This window comes from Nocardia sp. NPDC051787, from assembly GCF_040681325.1.
GTDB lineage: Bacteria > Actinomycetota > Actinomycetes > Mycobacteriales > Mycobacteriaceae > Nocardia.
Genome location: NZ_JBFAYO010000057.1, coordinates 1 through 19,988, shown reverse-complemented (window position 1 = coordinate 19,988; position 19,988 = coordinate 1). Strand labels below are relative to the sequence as shown.

The following is a 19,988-nucleotide window of genomic DNA, read 5'->3' as shown; positions in this document are numbered from 1 at the left end:
CACCGAACGAGGTAGAGTCCGAATGGTTCGAACGGAACAAGGCAGCTTGAGGAAACCAAAAACTCGCTGTCCGAAAGCTTTCCGGCTCCTCACTGCACGGACCCGTTGCTTCCCATCATCGGAAAACCGCGTTGGTGCAGATCCGATTTGCACGCCAACCTGATTCGATGAAGGGCGGATGCGCCTGGGACGACATTGAGGGCTAATGGGAATACGAAGTCGGGAAAATCTGATGCAGCGTGTGGAAGTGATCTCGACGGCACCCGGCTGGAGGCCACCGTCCACCCGGCCAGCGCGCCGCCTCGTGGAGCGGTGCTGCTGGTGCACGGCATTACCGTGGACATGGACGAAGGTGCCGGCATATTCGTCCACCTCGCCGAACGGCTGACAGCAGCTGGGTTTGACGTCATGCGGTTCACTTTCCGCAGCCACAGGAATTCCGGTGGAACTCAACAAGGTGTGCGGATCTTTCGGACCAATCCTGGCAGGAACTGGCGTGTCCATGTCGGCTGGGTCGATGACGACGCCTGGGCCGACCAGGCGTAAGAAAAAAAGCATCGCGGTAACGGCGCAATTTCTTCTGCGCGACCGTACGGCGGAGCGATGCCCGTATTCGACGTAAGAGTGTCAGGAAGATGCAGAGTTCTGTCTGCGAATCCGATCTTCGGGACCACCGACAGCGGGTCCCTCAGGCCAGAGTTCTTCGAGGTCGGCAGGGGTGAGTGGGGCCCGGTAGGCGGCATGAAGAACGCTCCGGATTACCATGGTGTCCGAGTCGGCGAGGTTGATGAACCAGTCGATGCCCGCGGCGTATGCCCACATGTAGGTCCTCAGCAGTGGGTTTGCGCTCCGGTCGGCCAGCAGGTCGGCGATGTGGCTGTCTTTCCACCATGGGACCCGAGAACGCGCGTGTCGTGCGCATTCTTCGATCGGCGTTCCGGCATTCACGGCAAGGTGCAGCTCGGCGCGGACGAGTTGTGTGTAGTGGTCGATCCGTACTCGCGCAACCAATGCCTCATCGTCGGGCGCGATGAACAGCGGCATCGCTTGTGCCCAGCCTTCCAACAAGACTTGTTGGGGACCGTGGACAGATGACAGGCGTACCCAAGGGACATCCTCGATCGCGCAACGGGCGGCGATGCTGGCGCTCTGCAATCCGTGACCCAGGACCTCATGCAGTGCGAACTGCCGAGCCTGAGTCTTTGTATAGGTCGCATTGCGCGTGTTCAGCCGCAGCCGGACTCGCTGCCCAGCCCCGTCGAGCCAGTACGCCCAATAGGCGTCAACATCCGCTCCCTCGATCGTGAGCTCGTATGCGGCCTCGGTACCAGTCGCGCGCCGCACGACTGGCTCGTAGTCGGCTCCGGCTTCGCGGATCGCATCGGGTGCGGCGGAGGCATCGAGTGGGCCTTCGATCGCGGCCAGGTCAACCGCGGTAGATTCATCCCACCCGACGCCGAGGGCGTCAAGGCATCCGCGGGCGATGTCGCCCTTGGCGGTGACATAGTCGGCGGGCCATCCGGCTGCCGGACATCCCTGAGTCGCACGGACATACTCGTCGAGGGTCGGCCGCTCGCCCATGAGTGCGCGCAAGTAAGCGAGATCAGCATTGATCCGCTGTACAACCGATGATTCGTCGATCTCGTGGAGCAGCTCGCTCAACCGTCGGAATGTGCCGAGTCGGTCAACGGGATTCGGCGACTCACCTGCGAGAGGAAAGAAATCGAAGTCGATCACGGCGGGCGCGCCTCGGTCGATCTCGTGCTGATTCCAAGCCCGAAGGGCATGCTCAACGGCGTCACGAGTGCTCACGAGAAACCTCCCAGCGTAGTGTGACGGATTGGTTCGGGCGCAGATACTCCCGGGTGAGCGTGACTATGACGTCGTCCCCCTCGTAATCCCAGATCAGGTCTTCGGTCGCGGAGTTCTCCGCGCCATCTTGATGTTCTTCGACCGCGGAGCAGCTGATCAAGTCTCCGGCATCGCCGTGTCGAAGATGGATGGCGAAGCGTCGGGTGTATCGGTGAATGGATTGCCGCCAGTACAACTCGTCGACGAATTTGCCGCCTTCACAGGTGTAGCCGACTACGGCAGACTCGCCCGGTTGGATCGCCGGTGAAAGTTGGCATGCAAACTTCGACAGGCTCGGTGTGTCGTGGATCCGCTGGATGGCGAGACGACGGCTGCTCTCACGCAGCGGCCTGATGTCCAGCTTTCGTTCAGTGTATTTGAACCAAAGCTCTCGAGACATACGAGTTAGGGGCCGGTCCGTCATGTTCAGTGTTTCATAGCGGTAGGTCAAGCGAGCCGATCCGTCGCCGCTAATCTGGATGTCTATGCGTGTGTCGAGATCGATGATATGACCTGCCAGGTGAGCGAATTGGCTGACTTCACGACTGTTGACACGCTGGGCCTTCTCGAGCTGCAGTAATCGTTGTGCGAGTTGCTGGGTTGCTTTGCTGACACCTCGAGCATCGTCTGTTGCCAAGCCAGCATCCGAACTCGAAGCGTCCCCAGGTTGTTCTGACGCCCAGTCTACGACGCCGAAAGTCGGTCGGCGGAGCCGGTTCTCGATGACACCGAGCAGTCCTCGGGGGTTGTCGACTACGGTCGTACTGGTATCGAGGAGCGCGATAGGCTCGTTGTCAGCGCACCGCTCGAACAACTGTGCCGCAGTGTAGCCGGGAAACATCTTCTCCAGGACCCGGCAATGATGGGGATAGGGAAGCCCTTTCAATGCACCCGATAACCAACGGTGGAACTGTGCGCGTCCCGGTGAGGTGCCCACGAGGGCCGGGTCAATCGTCTGGGCAACCCTGTCGTACTCGCGGCAGAAGGCGCTGTGTGTCTGCAAGTGTTTCTGACGCAGCTCGACTTTGAGGCGAATGAGCGCAGCAGCCACCCTCCGACCCTCCATCGTCCCTCCAGCCTGCCGAAGGTAACACAGAGGAGCCGCAGAGGAGACGGCACTGGACTGAGAAGTTCGAGACGGTGGACATGCGGTATCGAGATGTGACACCTCGTTTCGGCAAGGTCGTACTCGTCAGCTACGGCAAGGAAGCACCCGAACACCGTGCGGGTAGAAGGGTCCAGGCGAAGCTCCCGAGTCCACGCCTGGATCGGGATCGACCGGATGTCTGTGTGGCCGGTTCCTGCCTCAGATCGTGAAGGAGGTCTCCTCGCATCGTTCGACTCTCGTGGAACAGCACGCATTGGTGAACTCTGCCAGAACACTTCGCCCGGCCGTCGTCGTTCGATGCGAAGCAAGCAGTGCCGTTCTTGCCGCACGGCTGTGTCGTACTTCGGTCCGCCTCGTAACCTTCGAGGCCCTGAGGAGAAAAGGTGGGATGACGTGCTGTCAACCGCACATGCAGATAGCCACGCAATGCTTGGGCAGATTGCCTGCCTTCAGACAATCGACGCCTCGGTTATGGAGCGGCTGCGACACGAGGCGCTGACAATCGCCAACGGACAATTGTGGGTTGATGAGTACTCGCAGTACCAGTCGGGCGGCTGGTCGACACTATCTTTGCTCAACGATTCAGGGTCCCCTGGCGACGTGCGGATTAGGGACTGCACGCCAGTCGAAACCTCACTATTACAGCAAATGCCGGTAACACGAAATCTACTATCGTCACTGGGTTTACAGTTCATGTGGGTGCGACTGGCTCGTCTCGGCACCAACTCGTTCCTGTGGGAGCACCGCGACTACGACGAGCTGAACGACTTTGAGCGCCAACGGCTGCACATCCCGCTGATGACTAACAGTTCTGCCGCCCTCGTGACCGGCGGTATGCGTGTGTGGCTGCGCCCAGGTCGCATCTGGCGTCTGACACCGACGCATGTGCACGGGGCGTGCAACTTGCTTGGACCGGACCGATATCACCTTCTGCTCGACTGCTATGCCAATGATCGGCTGGCCGAGCTCACCGCGAACGAATGGCTGGACGGCGCCGATATCGTGGAGCTGCCGATCGCAACAGAGGCCGAGCTTCAAGGCCACTTTCAGAAGGCACTTTCGTTAGCCCGCCTCGGCTACCGCCAGTCAGCGGAGAGTTTTCTGCTGCGGTTGTTCTACGAACGATCTCTGCCTGAGGGGCGGATCTACGACTTGATTGCCTCACTGTACGAGGCTCTCGGCGACCTCGGCGCGGCTAATAAGTGGCGCGCCAACAAGATGACGCTACTGGGACTCGCCGAATCGAAAGGGACGGCATGAATCTGCCTGTCTTTAGCAAGCTTGCCGAAGTGAACCGACCCGAGCAATTTGCGCTGCTCGAATACGCGACAGAAATGTTCGCCAGAAGTGATGCGGTGACACACCTACTTGTGCGCGGTTCGTTAGCTCGAGGCACGGCCGACCGGCTGTCTGATGTCGATTTCGTTGTCGGCGTGAAAGACTCACTGTTTGACGAGTTCGTTTCTGTGCTCGACCCGCTGATCACTACCGGCCTCGGCGGCATCCTGCCGGGCTGGCGCGACACCATCGTCGGCAACATGGGCGGCCTCGGCTACGTCTACCTCGTTGGGTGGGCGGGCCATTTGCAGCAACTCGACCTCTATCTGGCCCCTGCCAGCTGTATCGGTCAGGTACAAGAACACGCGGTCTGTCAGCCGATCTTCACGCGTGATCCGGCAGCGGTGTACGAGCCAGCTCCCAACGTTGCACAGTTTGTCGCCGACACAAGGAGCAGCCCCCGGTCGTGTGAGGAACTGCTAGTCGAGGCGTTGGTCATCGGCTATTTGATCCGCAAACGGATCACGCGTGGCCAGGAGTTCATTGCGTACTCCGAAGCCTTCCTGTTCAACACCGCGGCAAAGAATCTGATCAAGGCAGCGCTTGCACCCCTGTCGACATTCTATGGCTGGTACCAGCTGAAGGAGGAGATCGGCACGACGCCGATCGGCCGGGAGTGCTTGAGTCATTTGACGGCGTTGATCTCCGCGCCCGCGATTCCTACGGTTGCATCGCTGACCGAAAGATTGAACCGTGTTTTCGCCGTCGCGAACATTGTCGCGCCAGAAGCAGTCGACAATCTCAAAGAAGCTATAGACGCCTACCGCTACTACCTGGAGTTGACATGAGCTTGCAGCGCCACAAAACCTTGAAGGCAACCTTTTTCGGAGGGGTCGTGCCTGCCTCCGAAGAGGAGCAGGTACTTGGCCATGATATTGGACGCACGTTGGCCCAGGCCGGATACGTGCTCCAACACGGCGGTTACAACGGTCTAATGGAGGCCGCCGCTCGTGGCGCCGCCAACGTAGGCGGCGAGATGGTCGCAGTTACCCTGGCCAATGTGGACTGGGGTGACTTCAACCCCTACGTATCCTTAGTGGTTCGACTGCCCAGGATGGGCGATCGAATTCACCAGTTCCTCGATGAGACCGACGTGGTGGTAGCCATGGGTGGCGGTGTCGGCACACTGCATGAACTAGCCGCCGCAATCTGGTACGCAGGCAACATCCGCCCGGTGCCGGTCTTCCTGGCAGGGTCGACCGCGCTGCGACTATCGGCCTTCCTGCGATCGGAACGCTGGTTGTTTGAGTCGCCAACTAGGCCGCTCGGTTTTCTCGAGGAGATCCCTGATTTCGCCGCGTTCAGGCGGGCACTTGCCAGGCTGATCGATGGCGACGACTCCAGGATGTTGCCCGTGGCAACGTCATCCGCGAATGGGCGTGGCTAAGTGGTGCCAGCCAAGCTCACTGCCCGTATTCGGGCTGCCGCAATCCGGCACGGCCAGTTCAAATTGCCGTCCGGTGAGGTGCTAGAGGAATATTTCGATCAGTACGCACTCGCTGCTGACCCCCTCCTGCTCCGGGACACTGCCAACGCACTTGCCCGCGAACTGCCGGGACGCACGGAAAGCATCATCGGAATAGCGCTGGGTGGCGTGCCGCTCGCCGTTGCGCTCTCCGCTGTTACTGGAGTTCGTGCCGGCTTCTATCGGCCCGTACCTAAACCGTACGGCACGTTTCGTCAGATCGAAGCGGACATCGTCAGCGGCAACAGGGTCGTGTTGATCGACGACGTCGTCCGAAGCGGCGCGCAGATACTCCGCGCAGCGGACGTTCTGAGTGAGACCGGCGCCTCAGTTGTAGGGGTTGTGTGCTTGCTGGATCGGGAGCTTGGAGGCCGGGAGCGGTTGGCACGGCGTGGAATCGAACTACGGCCGCTGCTCACGCCATCAACCCTCTATGGGATCGAGCCAAAAAGGGATGCCAGCTGATGCCGGGTAGCCGAACGCCGAGGTACGCGGCACTGTTCGATTTGGACGGGGTCATTATCGACACGCGGGCGGCAACGAAGGAAGCGCTCCAAACACTGGCCGAAGCAGCCTCTGCATCGGTCGATTCGACAGTGCTTGATACCTGCATCATGCTCCCGCCCGTCGATGCGCTCCTCGCGCTTGGCGTTCCAGACGCACGCCAGGTGTACCACGATCACTTCGACGCCGCGTTATCGCTCGCCATCGGCGAGTTGCGCATCTTCAATGCGGTGGTGTCCGGTATGGCGACACTGGCAGAGCTTGGGGTCGGGCTGGGGATAGTTACTTCGCAGGCGCGTAGGCGACTCGACTACCTACTCCCGCCCGCAGTAGCCAACTTGGTCGATGTCGTTATCGCCCATGAGGACGCGGCACCCAAGCCCGCTCCGGACGGGGTATTGGCGGCCAGTGCGCGTCTCGGCGTACCGCCGGACCAGGCATGCTTTGTCGGGGACACACCAACCGATGTCAAGGCAGGCCGCGCCGCCGGGGTTCGTACGGTGGGCGCCGGTTGGGGGTTTGCGGACTCGAGCGTTCTGCGCAGCGCGGGGGTTGATGTGCTGTTGACGTCGCCCAATCAGATCGGTCCCCTGGTGCTTGCACTCGTCGAGGGCCGATTGATTGGGCCGACAATCACGCCGTAACGATCTGCCCGATTGCCCGGCGCACTTCCTGCAACGCATCGTTGGTGGCGAGGGGGTCGGTACCGCCCCCCTGGGCAATATCCGGCTTGCCGCCACCACCGCCCTTGAGAACCTTGGCCGCCGTCCGTACTAGGTCGCCCGCTTTCAGCCCACGCTCGCGACCGTGTTCGTTCACGGCTGCCACGACAATAGGCTTCTCATTCGCCAGCGCAGTTACGATGACAGCGGTTGGATGATCTTTGAGGCGATCCCGAATGTCCAGCGCGATGCTCCGCAGTTCCTCGGCAGTCGCTGGCTCCGGCAGATGCTCACTGACCACCGTAACATCGCCAATCCTTTGCGCTTCCCTGACGAACGTTTCCGCCAACTGGCGAAGCTGAACGGCGCGGAAGCGTGCGATCTCCCTCTCGGCGTCACGCAATTGCTTGAGAATTACGGAAACCCGGTCTCCAATCTCGCCGGTCGGCACCTGAAGAATGTCGGATACCTTCACGGCCATTGCACGCTCCTTAGCCAGGAATCGCAGTGCATCAATGCCGACGTATGCCTCAATTCGCCGCAGCCCCGATCCCACCGACGACTCACTGATGAGTGTCAGGGGACCAACCTGCGACGCGTGAGCCACGTGCGTACCACCGCACAACTCGCGCGACCACGCCCCGCCGATTTCCACGACGCGTACTTCTTCGTCGTAGGTCTCGCCGAACAGGGCTAGCGCTCCGATTTCACGAGCCTTGGGTAGCGGCATGTACTCGACAGCCACCGGCAAGTCACGCCGTACTGCCAGATTGGAGACTTCCTCGATTTCGCTGCGGGTTTCTGGAGACAGACCACCGATCCAAGAGAAGTCCAAGCGAAGATAGCCTGGTTTGTTGTAGGAACCGCTCTGCAAGGCGGTCGGCCCGAGCACCTCTCGCAGCGCCGCATGGACAATATGGGTACCCGAATGCGCCTGACGTGCGCCAATCCGCCACTCGGGATCGACCTTGGCCATTACATTCTGGCCTTCGGCTACCTCACCGCGCCGAACGCGGACCTGGTGGACCCACAACTTACGGGCAACCTTCTGGACATCGAGCACCTCCAGTTCGATGCCGTCAGCCACGATCAGACCCGCGTCGCTTTCCTGACCGCCGGATTCGGCATACAGCGGCGTGCGGTCGAGTACGACTTCGACGATGTCGCCTTCGCCGGCCGATGGGACGCGCTCACCCTCGCGGATCAGCCCCTGAATGACCGCTTCTGATTCGAGTTCGCCGTAGCCAGTGAACTCGGTCGGGCCAAGGGCAAGTAGGTCGCGGTAGACGCCCGACTCACCGTGCCCGCCGGATTTGCGACGCACCGCGTCCGCTTTGGCACGCGCCCGCTGCTCTTCCATCAGCTTCCGGAATCCGGTCTCGTCCACAGTCAGGCCAGCCTCGGCCGCCATCTCAAGGGTCAAGTCGATCGGGAAGCCATAGGTGTCGTGCAGCTGGAACGCTTTGTCACCTGGCAAGACGAGACTGCTGCTCTTGCGGACTTCCTCGGCTGCGAGATCGAAGATAGTGGTGCCCGCCTTCAAGGTCTGAACGAAGGCAGCTTCCTCGGCTACTGCGATGCGGTCGATACGCTCGTGCTCGCCGGTCAGCTCCGGGTACATCGGGCTCATCACCTGAATTGTCTTGGCAACGAGTTCGTGCACCACGGGGTCCTGGGAACCGAGTAGACGCATCATGCGCACGGCCCGGCGGAGGATTCGACGCAAGATATAGCCGCGGCCGTCGTTGGACGGCGTGACGCCGTCGCCGATGAGCATCACGCTGGTGAGGATGTGATCAGCGATGACACGCAGTGACACGTCGTTCCGCACGCTCACGCCGTACTTCGCACTGCTTAGCTCCGCGGCCAAATCGAGGATTTGCCGGGTGGTGTCGATGTCGAAGATCGTCGGCACGTCCTGCAGCAAGGCCGCCATCCGCTCCAGCCCGAAGCCGGTGTCGATGTTCTTAGACGGCAGATCGCCGAGGATCGGATAGCCCTCCTTGGCCGGGCCCTCACCCCGGATGCTCTGCATGAACACCAGGTTCCAGATTTCGAGATAGCGTTCATCATTGGCGACGGGACCGCCATCCTGACCGAAGTCGGGGCCGCGGTCGAAACAGATCTCCGAACAGGGGCCACACGGGCCGGGCACACCCATCGACCAGAAGTTCTCAGCCATGCCGAGGCGCTGGATCCGTTCCGCGGGCACGCCGATGTCCTTACGCCAGATCTGCTCAGCCTCGTCATCGTCGAGGTAAACCGTGACCCACAACTTGTCTTCGGGAAGGCCCAGGCCGCCATCGGCAATCGGCGTTGTCAAGAACTCCCAGGCGAACGGGATGGCCTTCTCTTTGAAGTAGTCACCGAAGGAGAAGTTGCCGAACATCTGGAAGAACGAGCCGTGGCGGCTGGTCTGCCCAACCTCTTCGATATCGACGGTCCGCACGCACTTCTGCAGACTTGTCGCGCGCTTGTATGGGGCGGGTGCCTCGCCCAGGAAGTACGGCTTGAACGGTGCCATGCCAGCGTTGATCAGTAGCAAGGTGGGATCGTCAGCGATCAGCGATGCCGAGGGCACCACCGTGTGACCCCGCTTCTCAAAGAACCGAAGGGCACGGCTACTGATGTCGGCCGAGTGCATAGACGCCTTCCAGGTGGTGTCGGTTGGGCGCTGCCCGCGCAGGCAGCTCCTGCCTAGCATCAGTGCTAGGTACTGGTACCAATGCTAAGGCGGCCTGTCCAGCGGGTTTCATCGGCCTAGCACGACCTTCAGTTCCGGACGAACTCGTGAGCGTGGTTACTCTCATCGGAGATGCCGCCAAGCGTTCGCAAGTTGAACGCCTCGCATGAACGATTCTTATATAGACAGCTGAATCGGAAAGCCGGTAATTATCGTAAACTGAATAATATCGCTGCCGCCAAATAAGGCCGAAGATCGCTTTTCGTCGTAAACTTCACGAGCGGGCTGGGCTCGACAGTTGAACCAATAGACGAATCGTTTTTGGAGTCCAATGAACGCATGAACAAAGGGCGTGCTTCAAGCTTTCTACGCAGGAAAACGACATAAGATGCACGAAGCGCGCAGTACACCGCGCGTTATGCTATGTGATCCAATCATCATCGCCACTGATCAGCGGCAATACCTCCGTATCGTCCTCGTCGCTCCACCAGCGGATCGGCGGCGGCGGCAAGGGCGGAATTGGCTGGTCCGTTTTGTACTTCACCCGCTTCTTGTTCCACGGATCGTCGCTCGGCATCACGCCTGCTCGGTCCCGCCCAAGAGTGTCCTCAGAACTCCAGTACGCGCCGATCCGGTAGCTCAACACCGCTGTGAAGAAAACCGAGCCCGGCCATAAGATCCAGACGAGGGAAGACATCGCTCAATAGCCGTCTTTGATCAGCAGCAGGTACGCCGCCTGAAGATGCACCACGCACTCGTCCGGATGGTGCTCGCGGTGGGTGTACAGCAGTTGCTGGGCGCGTTCCGGTGTCAGCTCTATTAGGTAGACCTGGCACATGAACTCGGCGAGCAGACCGTCGGCATGGATGAAGGTGCTGTGCTTTACGGGATCTACCATCAGTGCGCCACCTGACCTTCACCCCCGTCAGGCATGTCACTCTGTGCGGCGCTCGGCCGGATCGTTTTCAGCGGAAACACCGCCGTGGCTTGTTCCGGCAATCTCACCCAACCTGTCCGTACGTCAGCCACCAGCTGGTCGAAGGCTTCGATGCACCATGCCAGCTGGGCCGCGCCACGCTCGTGATGCTCGAGGTTGTGCTCGCGAGGCGCGTACATCACGTACTTCCACATCAGCCACGCCACCGAGTCGCCGTAGGAAGACGGACTGGTCGGAGCATCGGGCGCAAAAGCAGTCCTGCAGGTATGCCCACCTGCTCCCCGGTCAATGAGCCAGATGAGAAAGTTGATCTGCTCATCGACCGAGGCCGAGTCGCGCCGCCCATGCTCATGCACGTCACGCCGGGCTCCGACTAACGCACGCGCGCAGCGCATTTGCGTTGTGGTGGTTTCTTCGCCCCCAGCACACTTCCGCAGATACGGTCCGGCATCTCGCAGCGGCTGGTCGGGTTGAGCTTCGACGGCCGGGATCGTGAAGACCCGCGGCGTGTTCGGCGTGATCCCGACAACGAAATGCTCCGGCGACTGAGAATCAGACAGCACCGGTGGGATGTCCCTTCGTAGTTCGATCAGTGACCGTGGATGCAGCGAGCAGGGCAAGGGCTGTGGATAGCGCGGCGAATCAGTCCCACAGAGCGGCGCAGGGTAGGGGCTGCAGACCAGGGCGCACATCGTCGTCGACCGTGACCACCAGCTCCGGACAGCCCTGCGCCAGTTCGTCGGCCACGTTCTGGACCTGTTCGGCGCTGGCTTGGTAGTCCAGGCGTAAGGCGCCGGATTCGATGTGGATGTGGCGGATTCGCCGTGGCGGTGGGGTTGGTTGCACAGCGCATCACAACCCTGGTGGGTGGGCACCAGCCTGGACGCGAGTGTCAAGAGCGACGGCCCTTCGCGGGCAACGCTTCGCCCGGCAGTCCACGTGGGCCTGCGAAATCGTGAACGGCACGTGTGAAGCCTGGTGGGTGGCTTCGTCAGACATAACGGCCAGTTTGTGGATAGCGAGTGAATACATAGCAACCTCGGATCATCGGGGTATCAAGGACGCACCCGGCACCGAGGGCTTTCGCCACCGGCCTGCCCTCCGGCAGGTCGGTGCGCCTTCCGAGGGGGGTGAAGGCGTCACCCCGGTGCCGGGCGCTCGTCAAGCGTTTATCGGAGGCGAGCGCGGCCCAAGACCCGGCAGGGTTAGCCCCAATGGGGCTTGACAGGCGGGTATTTCGTGGGTTTACCTGGCAAAACACGGTCCGTCACTAGGCCGCCGAAACGGGAGAAGTACCGACCCGTTTCAGGCTTCCCGGGGGCGGTACCGACGACGGCGGGCTGTTACCAATCAACGAATCGAGACCGGCCATGAACAGGCGGACACCGGTGTTGTGCACATGCAGCGCCGGAGAGGCGAACCGGATCAGCAACTGTTCTTCATGTACTAACGCGGCGGAGATTGTGCAGCGCCTGCCCGCCAGGTTCTATGAAAGCGCGGCGCTGCGAACTGCGCTCGGCAGCTACGACTTCGGAGCGGTCTTCCTTGCCGTTCGCCACCAGGTTGGCCTCAGCCAGACCGAACTTGGCGAACTGCTGGATATGGCCCAATCGCGGGTCTCCGCAGTGGAACGCGGTGAGCGCGGCATCGGACACGTCAAGTTGGTGGCGCGGATAGCCACCCGGCTGGGCATCCCGGCACAACTACTCGGCTTCGCGGCCGGGACGACCGGTAGCCTGGCGAACAAGGAGGTGAGTTGGGTGGACCGACGAGATTTCCTAGTACTGCTAACAGCAGCCACACTCGGGTCCAATCTGCATCCGGAACTCGCCCGGTTGGGCAACCATCTGCCGGGCCAAGCCGTGTCGTCGACGCGGACGCATATCGGGGCGGCCGACATCGACGCCATCGAGGCCATAACCGACGGCTTCCGAAAGTGGGATCTGGCGCACGGTGGCGGACTTTGCCGCAGCGCCGCACTCACTCAACTCCACCAAGTGCAGGCGCTCCAAAATGCCTCGTGTCCAGAAGACCTGCGCCCACGCCTGCTCATTGCGACTGCCGAACTGGCCAGCATGGCGGGCTGGCTCGCCTACGACGTGGAAGATCACAACGCGGCCCGCAAACTGTGGACCTACGCGCTGGATTCTGCCCGTCGAGGCGAGGACCATCCTCGTAGTGCCGACCTCACCGTCAGCGTCCTCCTGGACATGGCACACCAGTCGCTGCACCTCGGTCGGCCCGACGAAGCCCTAAAGGTGGCGCAGCTGGCCCAGGCCACGGCAGGCAACCGCAAACATCCAGCCGCCATGAGCACCGAGGCGTACATCTTCGCCGTGCTGGGATGGTCGCGTGCCACGCGCGGTGAAATCGAACCGATGCGCCTGGCACTTGGCCAGTCCGAAGAGCGTTACGAGGAGGCGAACTCCGCACCAGTGCCCTCATGGGCGCGCTGCTGGCGGGGCGTGGTGACCGACGCCGAGATCACCGCACAGCAGGGCTACGCCATGTACCTCCTCTCGCTGACGCAGCCGGACTACGCGCCGCAAGCAGTCACGATGCTCAGTCAAGCCGTGGGCAGCTATCACAACGCCCACGCTCGCAGCCGGGCCGTGAATCTGCCGCCGCTGGCAGCGGCCCAGTTCCGAGCCGGAGACGTCGACAACGCTATTTCCACCAGCTACGAAGCCATCTCGGCGATTACCAGCTTGTCCTCAACGCGCTGCTACGCACGGCTCCGGGATTTAGGCACAGCGACCGCCCGGTTCGCTCGCCGCTCGGACGTCGCTGACCTGCGCGCGGACATTCACGCTGCCTTGCCGGTCGTCGCGTAGCCGTAATGCAGCAGACCAGCAACTCGGACAGCGAACTACCCGGCGCCGATGCATTGGAGGCTGTCTGCGAGATCTCCGGCCTCGACACCACAGACGCGCAGTTGATCCATCACCGCTCGAATGCGGTGTATCTGCTGCCGTGGGCCAGTCAGCATGGCGCAATCGCACGGTTGGCGCCGGATACTGAACTACGGCAAAAGCGTGCCCGCGTGAGCATCGCCGTCACGAGGTGGCTGAGCGAGCAAGCCGCAGAACCGATTAGCTTACTACCGCTTTCAGGTGAACAGCCAGTGATCACGGCAGGGGCCATCGCCACCTTCTGGCCGTACTGTCCGGTAAGCACCCCAGCGTCACTCACGGACGTCGCCGTGCTGCTACGTCGCCTTCACGACCAGCCAAGGCCGCCGTTTCCGATACCTGAGTACCGGCCGCTGCACCGACTCCGGGAGGCGCTGGCATTAGACGAGAGACGCAAGCAATCCGCTCTCTCGGCCGATGACCGGCAGTGGATCCACAAGCGTGCCGACGATTTAGTCGACGCCTATGACTCCGCCCAGTTTCCGATGGGGCGCGGCGTGGTTCACGCTGACGCCCACACCGAGAACGTTGTTCTCGATGATGGCGAGTGGGTACTAATCGACTGGGATCAATGCTGCATCGGGCCGAGGGAATTGGATCTAATCAGCGGGCTGCCAGATCACTTCCAGCGTCCTGATGCCGAGCGACGAGAGTTCCTCGACGCCTATGGCTACCACCTCCTGAGCTGGCCGGGTTGGAGACTGCTGCGGGATATCGCCGAACTGCACTCGATCGCGTCGTATATCCGCTTGGCACCGCACAAGCCAGCCGCTGCCAGACAGCTGGGGGCGCGAGTACGGTCACTCAGATCCGGCAACCGCAGTGTGCGGTGGCAGGCGGTGCCGTAGCATGACCGAATATTCAGTCGTCCATGCAATCCTCTGCGTCCGAGGGTGCTTCGGCCGCGACCGGTGTTCCTTGATGGAAGTATATTCGCCAGCCTTCGTCAGTTCGCCGCCACAGCGAACTGCGTAGCGACCGTTGGCCGTCGCGTTCTGCGATGTAGGTGATGTGCGCGAGGTCGCGGCTCAGCAGTTCCCCGTGCATCGCGGTGGCAGCGATCGTGGTGGACGGCTCGGCGGCGACTGCGGCGATGATCGAGTCTCGGTCCCATCTGCGGCCCGACGCGCCGAACTCGACGAAGCTCGGGTCGAGGAACACGGCCAACGCCTGCGGGGATGCCCGCACCGCCGGGTCCAGCAGATCCAACTCGGCATCGACGACCTGCCGCACCGGATCTTCAGTCGGCACTCCCGTCATGAGCTCGTCCGCTGGTTGCGCAGGGCCGGAGGCCAGCACGCATGACATCTCGATCTCGAACCGCTCAGGCCAGTCGATGCAGCGGTTCCGACGACCCGTGTTCATGAATCCGTTTCTGCGATAGAAAGCCTGGGCAATATGATTGTCTTCCAACACCCACAGCCGAATCTCATGGTGGCGACCGGTGACAGCCCACTGGATAACCGCGGCCAGCAGCCGATCCGACAGCCCGGTTCCCCGATGGGCGGGTGCCACCCACATGGACACGACGACCGGCAGGCTGTCTTCGATCATGCCGGCGACCGAGCCGACCGCTGTCATGTCTGTGGCTTCGGCGACGAACATGGTTCTGCCGTTCATCCATTGGCGCCACTGCTGCTCAGTCCACCGGGACGCCACCTCGAAGGTCGAACCGAATGTTCCCGGCACAGACTCCCTGAGCGCGTCGAGCCGCAAGGTCCGGGCGACAGCCCATTCGTCGTGGTCGAGTTGGCGCACCATCATGGGGCTGATCCTCGGCGGGTGGGCCGCTCACGGCAACGGATTATTTCGACCAACCTGGTCAGCGAACGCACTCCGTTGTGCTAGGTCCTCGAACGGTGCGCGCATGCGTGTTGAGAGCGCGGGCATCCGGCTGTGTGCCGATGTTGCTGATCTCCGAGCTCGTATGGGAAAAATCCGTTGGCTTTCGGCGATTTGGGCCGTCAATCTTGGTCGTATGAGCTGGGACGAGGCGCTCGCGGATCACTATGAGGAATGGTCGGCAGACATGACAGCGGATGTCGCTTTCTATGTTGAGCTCGCCAGCCGGGCTGAGGGGCCTTTGGTCGAACTCGCGATCGGCAACGGACGCGTGGCGATCCCAGTTGCCCAAGCCACCGGGCAGCCCGTTATCGGCATCGACGCCTCTCCCCGAATGCTCGAGCAGGCCACGATCCGTGCCGCCGAGGCGGGCGTGCGGCTGGACCTGAGCGAGGCCGACATGCGCGACCTGCGCCTCGATCAGCCTGCTGCACTGATCTACTGCCCATTCCGCGCGATGCTGCACCTGAGCACCTGGGCTGACCGCCGCCGCGTCTTCGAGCGTGTGGCCGCCTCGCTGCGGCCGGGTGGGCGATTTGCGTGGAATGCGTTCGCCTTCGATCACCACATCGCCGCACGCCTGGACGGCACTCGCCAACTCCGACCGGTTCCACACACCATCCGATACGCCGTCGGCGACAACAGGATCGACTTGGTCTGCGACGACGGCGCGGTCAGCTCATTGTGGTGGGCGACGAAGAACGAGTGGCTCGGCCTTCTCGACGTGGCGGGCCTGGAACTGGAGGCACTACACGGCGGGTTTGGCGGCGAACCGTTCACCGAGGACAGCAGAGAATACGTCTTCGTGGCCCGACGCGCGCACGCAAGTGGACTTGGCCTCGACAACCACTCATCTGCATGAACATCCCGGGTTCGCCGGGATAGCTCACTCGCGACTGCTATTCCAGGACCCCTGGTGGGAGCTGGCATCCAAGCGCGGCGGCCAGCAGCCGGTAGTGGGTGGGTGCCCAACGGGTGTGGCAGGACTGGCAGATGCAGCCTTCGGCGGTGATCTGGAGTGCGGCTTGGCGGACGTGTTCGCCGCTGGCGTCGGGCCGGTGCACGGTACGGACACCGCAGGCCGGGCAGGCGGCGACGAGTTCCCACTGGCGCGCAGGCTCGAGCAGTGCCCGGCCTGTGGTCGTCCAGCGCCGCAGTTCATTGACCCAGACCCGCAGCCCTTCAGCGTCCGCGGGCGCCCATGTAGTGTCGGCGAGCTGGTTGAGGCGGCGCACGGTCTCGGGTTGGCCGTTGTCCTCACCGGGGTCGGGGTGCCAGTAGGCGACGGTGGTGTCGACCTCGGTCAGCCAGTCCAGGCCCTCGACCCATGCCGGGGGCAGGCTACGGGGCCGCAGCATCCCGCCGTCGCCTTGGCGTGCGGCGAGTTCGGCGCGGATCTCGCCGTAGACGGATTGCCGGTAGCCCGACCGGGTTTCGCCGTCAGTGTCGGTGTGGGTGTGGTAGCGGTGCCCGATCAGGTCGTGGATGGCGTCTTCGAGGTCGCGGGCGGGGGTGGTCGTCGGTTCTGTGCCCGTCATGGAGTCGATACCGCCTGCGTCACACCAGCACTCATGTTCTCTACTGTAGCGCGCCGCAGTAGAGGATCACGGGTTGCTGTTGATCGGAAGCCCGCTTTGTCTGGGTGTCGCCCTACCGGAGGTCAGCTGGCGCGGCCGCAGTCTTGTTCGAGGACGCAGAGTTTGATGTATTGGTCGGCGCAGGCTTCGAAGATCCAGCGGTCCAGTAGTGCGACAGCTTGTTCCTCGTTGCAGTCGTACATCAGCATGCGGGCCTCGGAGTCGCTGATCCCCAGGAGTTCTCCGGCCAGGACGGGGATGGCGCGCAGTCTGCCGCGCCAGGTCACCATGCCGGGGAATGATCCCCATTCGGCTCCGGCGAGGGTAACCGTCCATCCGGCAACGCAGTGCGCTACCCCGTCGGCGCGGGCTTCGGCCCAGACATTGCGGTCGTGCAGATGTGGATGGGCGCGAAGGGTGTTCAGCACAAGGGCCGCAAGCGGGAGATTCAGCGCAGTAGGCATCTGCACCTCCAGGTCAACAACACAGCAAAACCCCCAATTGGCCGAGCCGGGTCCGGCCGCGACTTTGAGACCTGCGCGCCATCGGAGTCTCGGTGCCGCAGACGCAATTCGAACTGACCGCCGATGACAACATTCGTTGGCTGCTGCCGACCTCTTTTCGGATCGCTTCGGAGAGGATCGGCCGTGGTGGGAACGCATCGCAGGGACATTGGAGACAGGCGTCAGACCCACAAGCAGACGCGCTCGACCACGAAAAAACTTCAGCTCCAATAGGAGTGGCTAGTACAAAGTCGCGCATACCTCAGCCTCGTTAGTGTCGGCTCACATGCGAGCCAGGGTTCACCTTCGAGCGCGGGCGGCGCCCCTTGGGGGCTGCCACAACCTCATTGACGAGGTACGCGGGATATGAAACGCCAGGAGGACGGCCAGGTGGGGCCGAACTCAAGAACGGCGCTCCGCTCCGTGGATTGAGATGTTAGCAAATAAACCTAAATTCGCTCAATGTGACCAGACTCACGCATCCACTGCTGAACTATTGCGGCGCATCGCATTTCGGCATTGATGGTTACGGAGTTCCGAACAAATCTACCCATCGACCGGGTCGGTGGTGTCTGGGTACACCATGGCCAACCCGAGGGTTGTCGAAACCTCGGGGTCGATCAGGCGGGCGACGAAGTTGGCGTTCACCCAGCCATTCGCCAGCCCGCTGCGGACCCGCACATGGGCTCGCACGATTCCCTTCTCGATCGCTTCTTCGACCAGCCCTGGAACGCGCACGATATCGTCCGGGTGCATGCCTGGTGTTTGACCTGTCGACACGCCGTGCCCCCAGCCCGGGGCATAGGGGGTCAGCCATTTCAGGACACAGGTGGTCGGCCAACGCGTGTCGACAATGATGCCGAACATTCCTTGCGCTTCGATCGCAGACGACGCCACAGCCGTGTCGAGCATGTCGATGCGGAGCTGTTCAATATCCGCTGATGCCGTGATGTCCTGGCAGATGCCCCGCAGTCGTGGACCGACATCAGTCGAAACGTAACGCTGGGCGTAGATCAGCATTCTCGGCCTACCCGCACCGGTACGGATCATCAGGGTACCGGCCACGGAATCCTCAGGTCTCGCAGCGACGATCGCCTCCCACATCCGCACCAGATCAGGCAGCCGAGCCACCCGCCCCAGGAAGTCCAACGGCCCGTATACCGATCGGTCGCGTTCGTGCTGGGGCATCTCCACGATGTCGAGGAAGTCGCCGGTCAGGTGCAGGCGCGGCGGACCGCCGGCGATGTCGAGTTCCCACTGGAATGCAGCAGTGCGAGCAGCCTGAGCGCTCACATCTGTTCCGTACAGCACCTGGACACCAGCGACCACGTTGTCTACGCCAACCAGCGGATGCCCGATGTAGACCTTTCCAGCAGCTCCGTTACGTCCGGATCGCACGGCGCTTTGGCCTGATCCGACAACGTCGTCAACCAGGTCCTCAACGAGTGATCGCTCAGCACCGCGCAGGACACTCGAGACCTTCCGAAAGTCGCGAACCCGACCGTTCTCAGCCACAACCCGCGGTTCGGTCCCGATCGTCTCGATCAGTAACTCGTTGTGTCCACGTTCCATCAGACGCCCCCGATCCAGCGTTCCCGCGTGTCGATAACACGAATTTAGCTGCGGGCGAGTACGCACCGAGCAGCACCCCATCGCCTCGCGGCGGCGTCGGTCCGGTTGCCTCGGGCTGTGGTTCACTTGCAGACGTGCGCATTTCAGAACCGATCATGAAGCGCTTTGCCCAACAGCTCGGATTACCGTCCGGCGCAGCCGGACGGTTTGTGACGCGCTTCCTCAACATCGCCAATCGCCGCCTCATCGAAGGATCCGCCGAAGCCCTCGAAGCTGCCCGCGGTGGCCAGGTCGCCGATATCGGATTCGGTGGCGGGTACGGACTTGACATCCTCCTCGACCGAGTAGGCCCGCAGGGAACCGTATACGGCATCGACGTCTCAGCGACCGCCATCAGCCAAGCACGGCGGCGTTTCAAACACGTCATCCACGAGGGCCAACTGCACCTCATGGAAGCGCCGATGCGTCGGCTGCCCCTTGCGGACGACGCCCTGGACGGCGTAGTCACTGCCAACACCATCTATTACATCCCAGACGACGAATTACCAGCGTCTTTCGCCGAAGTCGCGCGCACGCTCCGTACCGGTGGCCGACTGGTTGTCGGGGTCGGAGACCCCGCCTTCATGGCGGGGCTGCCCTTTCGCGACGGTCTGCGAATTCGGCCGCTCGATGAGGTCACCGGCCTCATCACCAACGCGGGCTTCGACATCTGCGACCATCAGCGAGTCGGCCAGTCCGACAGAGCATTTCACGTCTATGCCGCCACATTGCAAAGCGCTCCGGTCAGCAGGCGCTAGCCGAACAGGATGATCGCGAGCGACGAGGCTCCGGTGCTCGCGGCGGCTTCGCCTCAGCGGACGGCGCGGGGTTGCGCACCGGCCACGTTGACTGGTGCGCAATCCCCGCCGTGCGGGTCAGGGTTGGCGGGCGCGGCTATTCTGTCAGCCGTCAAGTAATTCCTCCAGGTGAGGGGTAGTTCCGTCACGGAATTCCCCCACTCTGTCCGTCACCGTTTTCCTCCACCCGGCCGTCAC

General features: G+C 62.3%; 21 protein-coding genes. 10 read left to right on the top strand and 11 right to left on the bottom strand.

What is annotated here, in order from left to right; all coding sequences use genetic code 11:
* Positions 1–312 precede the first annotated feature (312 nt).
* Positions 313–546, top strand: coding sequence for a hypothetical protein (locus tag AB0M45_RS33215; RefSeq protein ID WP_364337340.1), 234 nt, complete (start codon positions 313–315; stop codon positions 544–546).
* Between the two features lie 81 nt (positions 547–627).
* Here AB0M45_RS33215 and AB0M45_RS33210 read toward each other — a convergent pair whose 3' ends face one another.
* Positions 628–1,812 carry a hypothetical protein gene (locus AB0M45_RS33210; RefSeq protein WP_364337338.1) on the bottom strand — a complete coding sequence of 395 codons (1,185 nt, stop codon included), beginning with the start codon at positions 1,810–1,812 and terminating at the stop codon, positions 628–630.
* Positions 1,799–2,902, bottom strand: a complete 1,104-nt coding sequence (locus AB0M45_RS33205) for a hypothetical protein (RefSeq protein WP_364337336.1) — start codon at positions 2,900–2,902, stop codon at positions 1,799–1,801. The genes AB0M45_RS33210 and AB0M45_RS33205 overlap by 14 nt, the downstream gene beginning before the upstream one ends.
* A 450-nt stretch (positions 2,903–3,352) precedes the next feature.
* Here AB0M45_RS33205 and AB0M45_RS33200 point away from each other — a divergent pair, with 450 nt between their 5' ends.
* Genes AB0M45_RS33200 through AB0M45_RS33180 form a run of 5 tightly spaced genes read left to right on the top strand, consistent with a single transcriptional unit; the run spans position 3,353 to position 6,910 of the window.
* A complete protein-coding gene (locus AB0M45_RS33200; RefSeq protein ID WP_364337334.1) occupies positions 3,353–4,219 on the top strand; it encodes an aspartyl/asparaginyl beta-hydroxylase domain-containing protein in 867 nt (288 codons plus the stop codon).
* Complete coding sequence (locus AB0M45_RS33195; RefSeq protein WP_364337332.1) at positions 4,216–5,085, top strand: nucleotidyltransferase domain-containing protein; 870 nt, start codon at positions 4,216–4,218, stop codon at positions 5,083–5,085. Before AB0M45_RS33200 ends, AB0M45_RS33195 begins: the two co-directional genes overlap by 4 nt.
* Positions 5,082–5,684, top strand: a complete 603-nt coding sequence (locus AB0M45_RS33190; RefSeq protein WP_364337330.1) for an LOG family protein — start codon at positions 5,082–5,084, stop codon at positions 5,682–5,684. The genes AB0M45_RS33195 and AB0M45_RS33190 overlap by 4 nt, the downstream gene beginning before the upstream one ends.
* Complete coding sequence (locus AB0M45_RS33185; RefSeq protein ID WP_364337328.1) at positions 5,685–6,227, top strand: phosphoribosyltransferase family protein; 543 nt, start codon at positions 5,685–5,687, stop codon at positions 6,225–6,227.
* A complete protein-coding gene (locus AB0M45_RS33180; RefSeq protein WP_364337326.1) occupies positions 6,227–6,910 on the top strand; it encodes an HAD family hydrolase in 684 nt (227 codons plus the stop codon). The genes AB0M45_RS33185 and AB0M45_RS33180 overlap by 1 nt, the downstream gene beginning before the upstream one ends.
* On the opposite strand, the gene alaS is transcribed toward AB0M45_RS33180, so the two are convergent.
* From alaS to AB0M45_RS33155, 5 genes are all read right to left on the bottom strand, one after another.
* Entirely contained in the window at positions 6,900–9,572 is a 2,673-nt protein-coding gene (gene alaS, locus AB0M45_RS33175) for an alanine--tRNA ligase (protein WP_364337324.1), read from the bottom strand. The two genes, AB0M45_RS33180 and alaS, sit on opposite strands and share 11 nt — an antisense overlap.
* 460 nt (positions 9,573–10,032) lie before the next feature.
* Entirely contained in the window at positions 10,033–10,308 is a 276-nt protein-coding gene (locus AB0M45_RS33170) for a hypothetical protein (protein WP_364337322.1), read from the bottom strand.
* 3 nt (positions 10,309–10,311) lie between these two features.
* A complete protein-coding gene (locus tag AB0M45_RS33165; protein ID WP_364337321.1) occupies positions 10,312–10,509 on the bottom strand; it encodes a hypothetical protein in 198 nt (65 codons plus the stop codon).
* The gene (locus AB0M45_RS33160) at positions 10,509–11,111 is read right to left on the bottom strand and encodes a hypothetical protein (RefSeq protein ID WP_364337319.1); all 603 of its coding nucleotides are present in this window, start codon (positions 11,109–11,111) and stop codon (positions 10,509–10,511) included. The genes AB0M45_RS33165 and AB0M45_RS33160 overlap by 1 nt, the downstream gene beginning before the upstream one ends.
* 79 nt (positions 11,112–11,190) lie before the next feature.
* Positions 11,191–11,394, bottom strand: coding sequence for a hypothetical protein (locus tag AB0M45_RS33155; protein WP_364337317.1), 204 nt, complete (start codon positions 11,392–11,394; stop codon positions 11,191–11,193).
* 617 nt (positions 11,395–12,011) lie between these two features.
* Between AB0M45_RS33155 and AB0M45_RS33150 the strand changes: the two genes are divergently transcribed.
* Positions 12,012–13,382, top strand: a complete 1,371-nt coding sequence (locus AB0M45_RS33150; protein ID WP_364337315.1) for a helix-turn-helix transcriptional regulator — start codon at positions 12,012–12,014, stop codon at positions 13,380–13,382.
* Positions 13,383–13,387: 5 nt separating this feature from the next.
* On the top strand, positions 13,388–14,308 hold the full coding sequence (locus AB0M45_RS33145) for an aminoglycoside phosphotransferase family protein (RefSeq protein ID WP_364337313.1): 921 nt from the start codon (positions 13,388–13,390) through the stop codon (positions 14,306–14,308).
* 13 nt (positions 14,309–14,321) lie between these two features.
* Here the strand turns inward: AB0M45_RS33145 and AB0M45_RS33140 are convergent, their stop codons facing one another.
* A complete protein-coding gene (locus tag AB0M45_RS33140) occupies positions 14,322–15,176 on the bottom strand; it encodes a GNAT family N-acetyltransferase (protein WP_364337311.1) in 855 nt (284 codons plus the stop codon).
* Between the two features lie 151 nt (positions 15,177–15,327).
* Between AB0M45_RS33140 and AB0M45_RS33135 the strand changes: the two genes are divergently transcribed.
* Positions 15,328–16,164: a class I SAM-dependent methyltransferase gene (locus tag AB0M45_RS33135; RefSeq protein ID WP_364337309.1), complete on the top strand. Its 837-nt coding sequence runs from the start codon at positions 15,328–15,330 to the stop codon at positions 16,162–16,164.
* A gap of 37 nt (positions 16,165–16,201) precedes the next feature.
* Here AB0M45_RS33135 and AB0M45_RS33130 read toward each other — a convergent pair whose 3' ends face one another.
* The 3 genes from AB0M45_RS33130 to AB0M45_RS33120 form a co-directional block, all read right to left on the bottom strand.
* Positions 16,202–16,840 carry a hypothetical protein gene (locus AB0M45_RS33130; RefSeq protein WP_364337307.1) on the bottom strand — a complete coding sequence of 213 codons (639 nt, stop codon included), beginning with the start codon at positions 16,838–16,840 and terminating at the stop codon, positions 16,202–16,204.
* Positions 16,841–16,962: 122 nt separating this feature from the next.
* Positions 16,963–17,343, bottom strand: coding sequence for a hypothetical protein (locus tag AB0M45_RS33125; protein WP_364337305.1), 381 nt, complete (start codon positions 17,341–17,343; stop codon positions 16,963–16,965).
* Between the two features lie 585 nt (positions 17,344–17,928).
* Positions 17,929–19,020, bottom strand: coding sequence for a GAF domain-containing protein (locus tag AB0M45_RS33120; RefSeq protein ID WP_364337303.1), 1,092 nt, complete (start codon positions 19,018–19,020; stop codon positions 17,929–17,931).
* A 68-nt stretch (positions 19,021–19,088) separates the two neighbouring features.
* On the opposite strand from AB0M45_RS33120, the gene AB0M45_RS33115 reads away from it, so the two are divergent.
* Positions 19,089–19,751, top strand: a complete 663-nt coding sequence (locus tag AB0M45_RS33115) for a class I SAM-dependent methyltransferase (RefSeq protein WP_364337301.1) — start codon at positions 19,089–19,091, stop codon at positions 19,749–19,751.
* Positions 19,752–19,988 lie beyond the last annotated feature (237 nt).

Excerpts from the sequence above, each read along its gene's own strand:
- AB0M45_RS33195 (WP_364337332.1), top strand. The coding sequence starts at position 4,216 with ATGAATCTGCCTGTCTTTAGCAAGCTTGCCGAAGTGAACCGACCCGAG.
- AB0M45_RS33130 (WP_364337307.1), bottom strand. The coding sequence starts at position 16,840 with ATGACGGGCACAGAACCGACGACCACCCCCGCCCGCGACCTCGAAGAC.
- AB0M45_RS33165 (WP_364337321.1), bottom strand. The coding sequence starts at position 10,509 with ATGGTAGATCCCGTAAAGCACAGCACCTTCATCCATGCCGACGGTCTG.
- alaS (WP_364337324.1), bottom strand. The coding sequence starts at position 9,572 with ATGCACTCGGCCGACATCAGTAGCCGTGCCCTTCGGTTCTTTGAGAAG.
- AB0M45_RS33135 (WP_364337309.1), top strand. The coding sequence starts at position 15,328 with ATGCGTGTTGAGAGCGCGGGCATCCGGCTGTGTGCCGATGTTGCTGAT.
- AB0M45_RS33125 (WP_364337305.1), bottom strand. The coding sequence starts at position 17,343 with ATGCCTACTGCGCTGAATCTCCCGCTTGCGGCCCTTGTGCTGAACACC.
- AB0M45_RS33180 (WP_364337326.1), top strand. The coding sequence starts at position 6,227 with ATGCCGGGTAGCCGAACGCCGAGGTACGCGGCACTGTTCGATTTGGAC.
- AB0M45_RS33190 (WP_364337330.1), top strand. The coding sequence starts at position 5,082 with ATGAGCTTGCAGCGCCACAAAACCTTGAAGGCAACCTTTTTCGGAGGG.
- AB0M45_RS33170 (WP_364337322.1), bottom strand. The coding sequence starts at position 10,308 with ATGTCTTCCCTCGTCTGGATCTTATGGCCGGGCTCGGTTTTCTTCACA.
- AB0M45_RS33145 (WP_364337313.1), top strand. The coding sequence starts at position 13,388 with ATGCAGCAGACCAGCAACTCGGACAGCGAACTACCCGGCGCCGATGCA.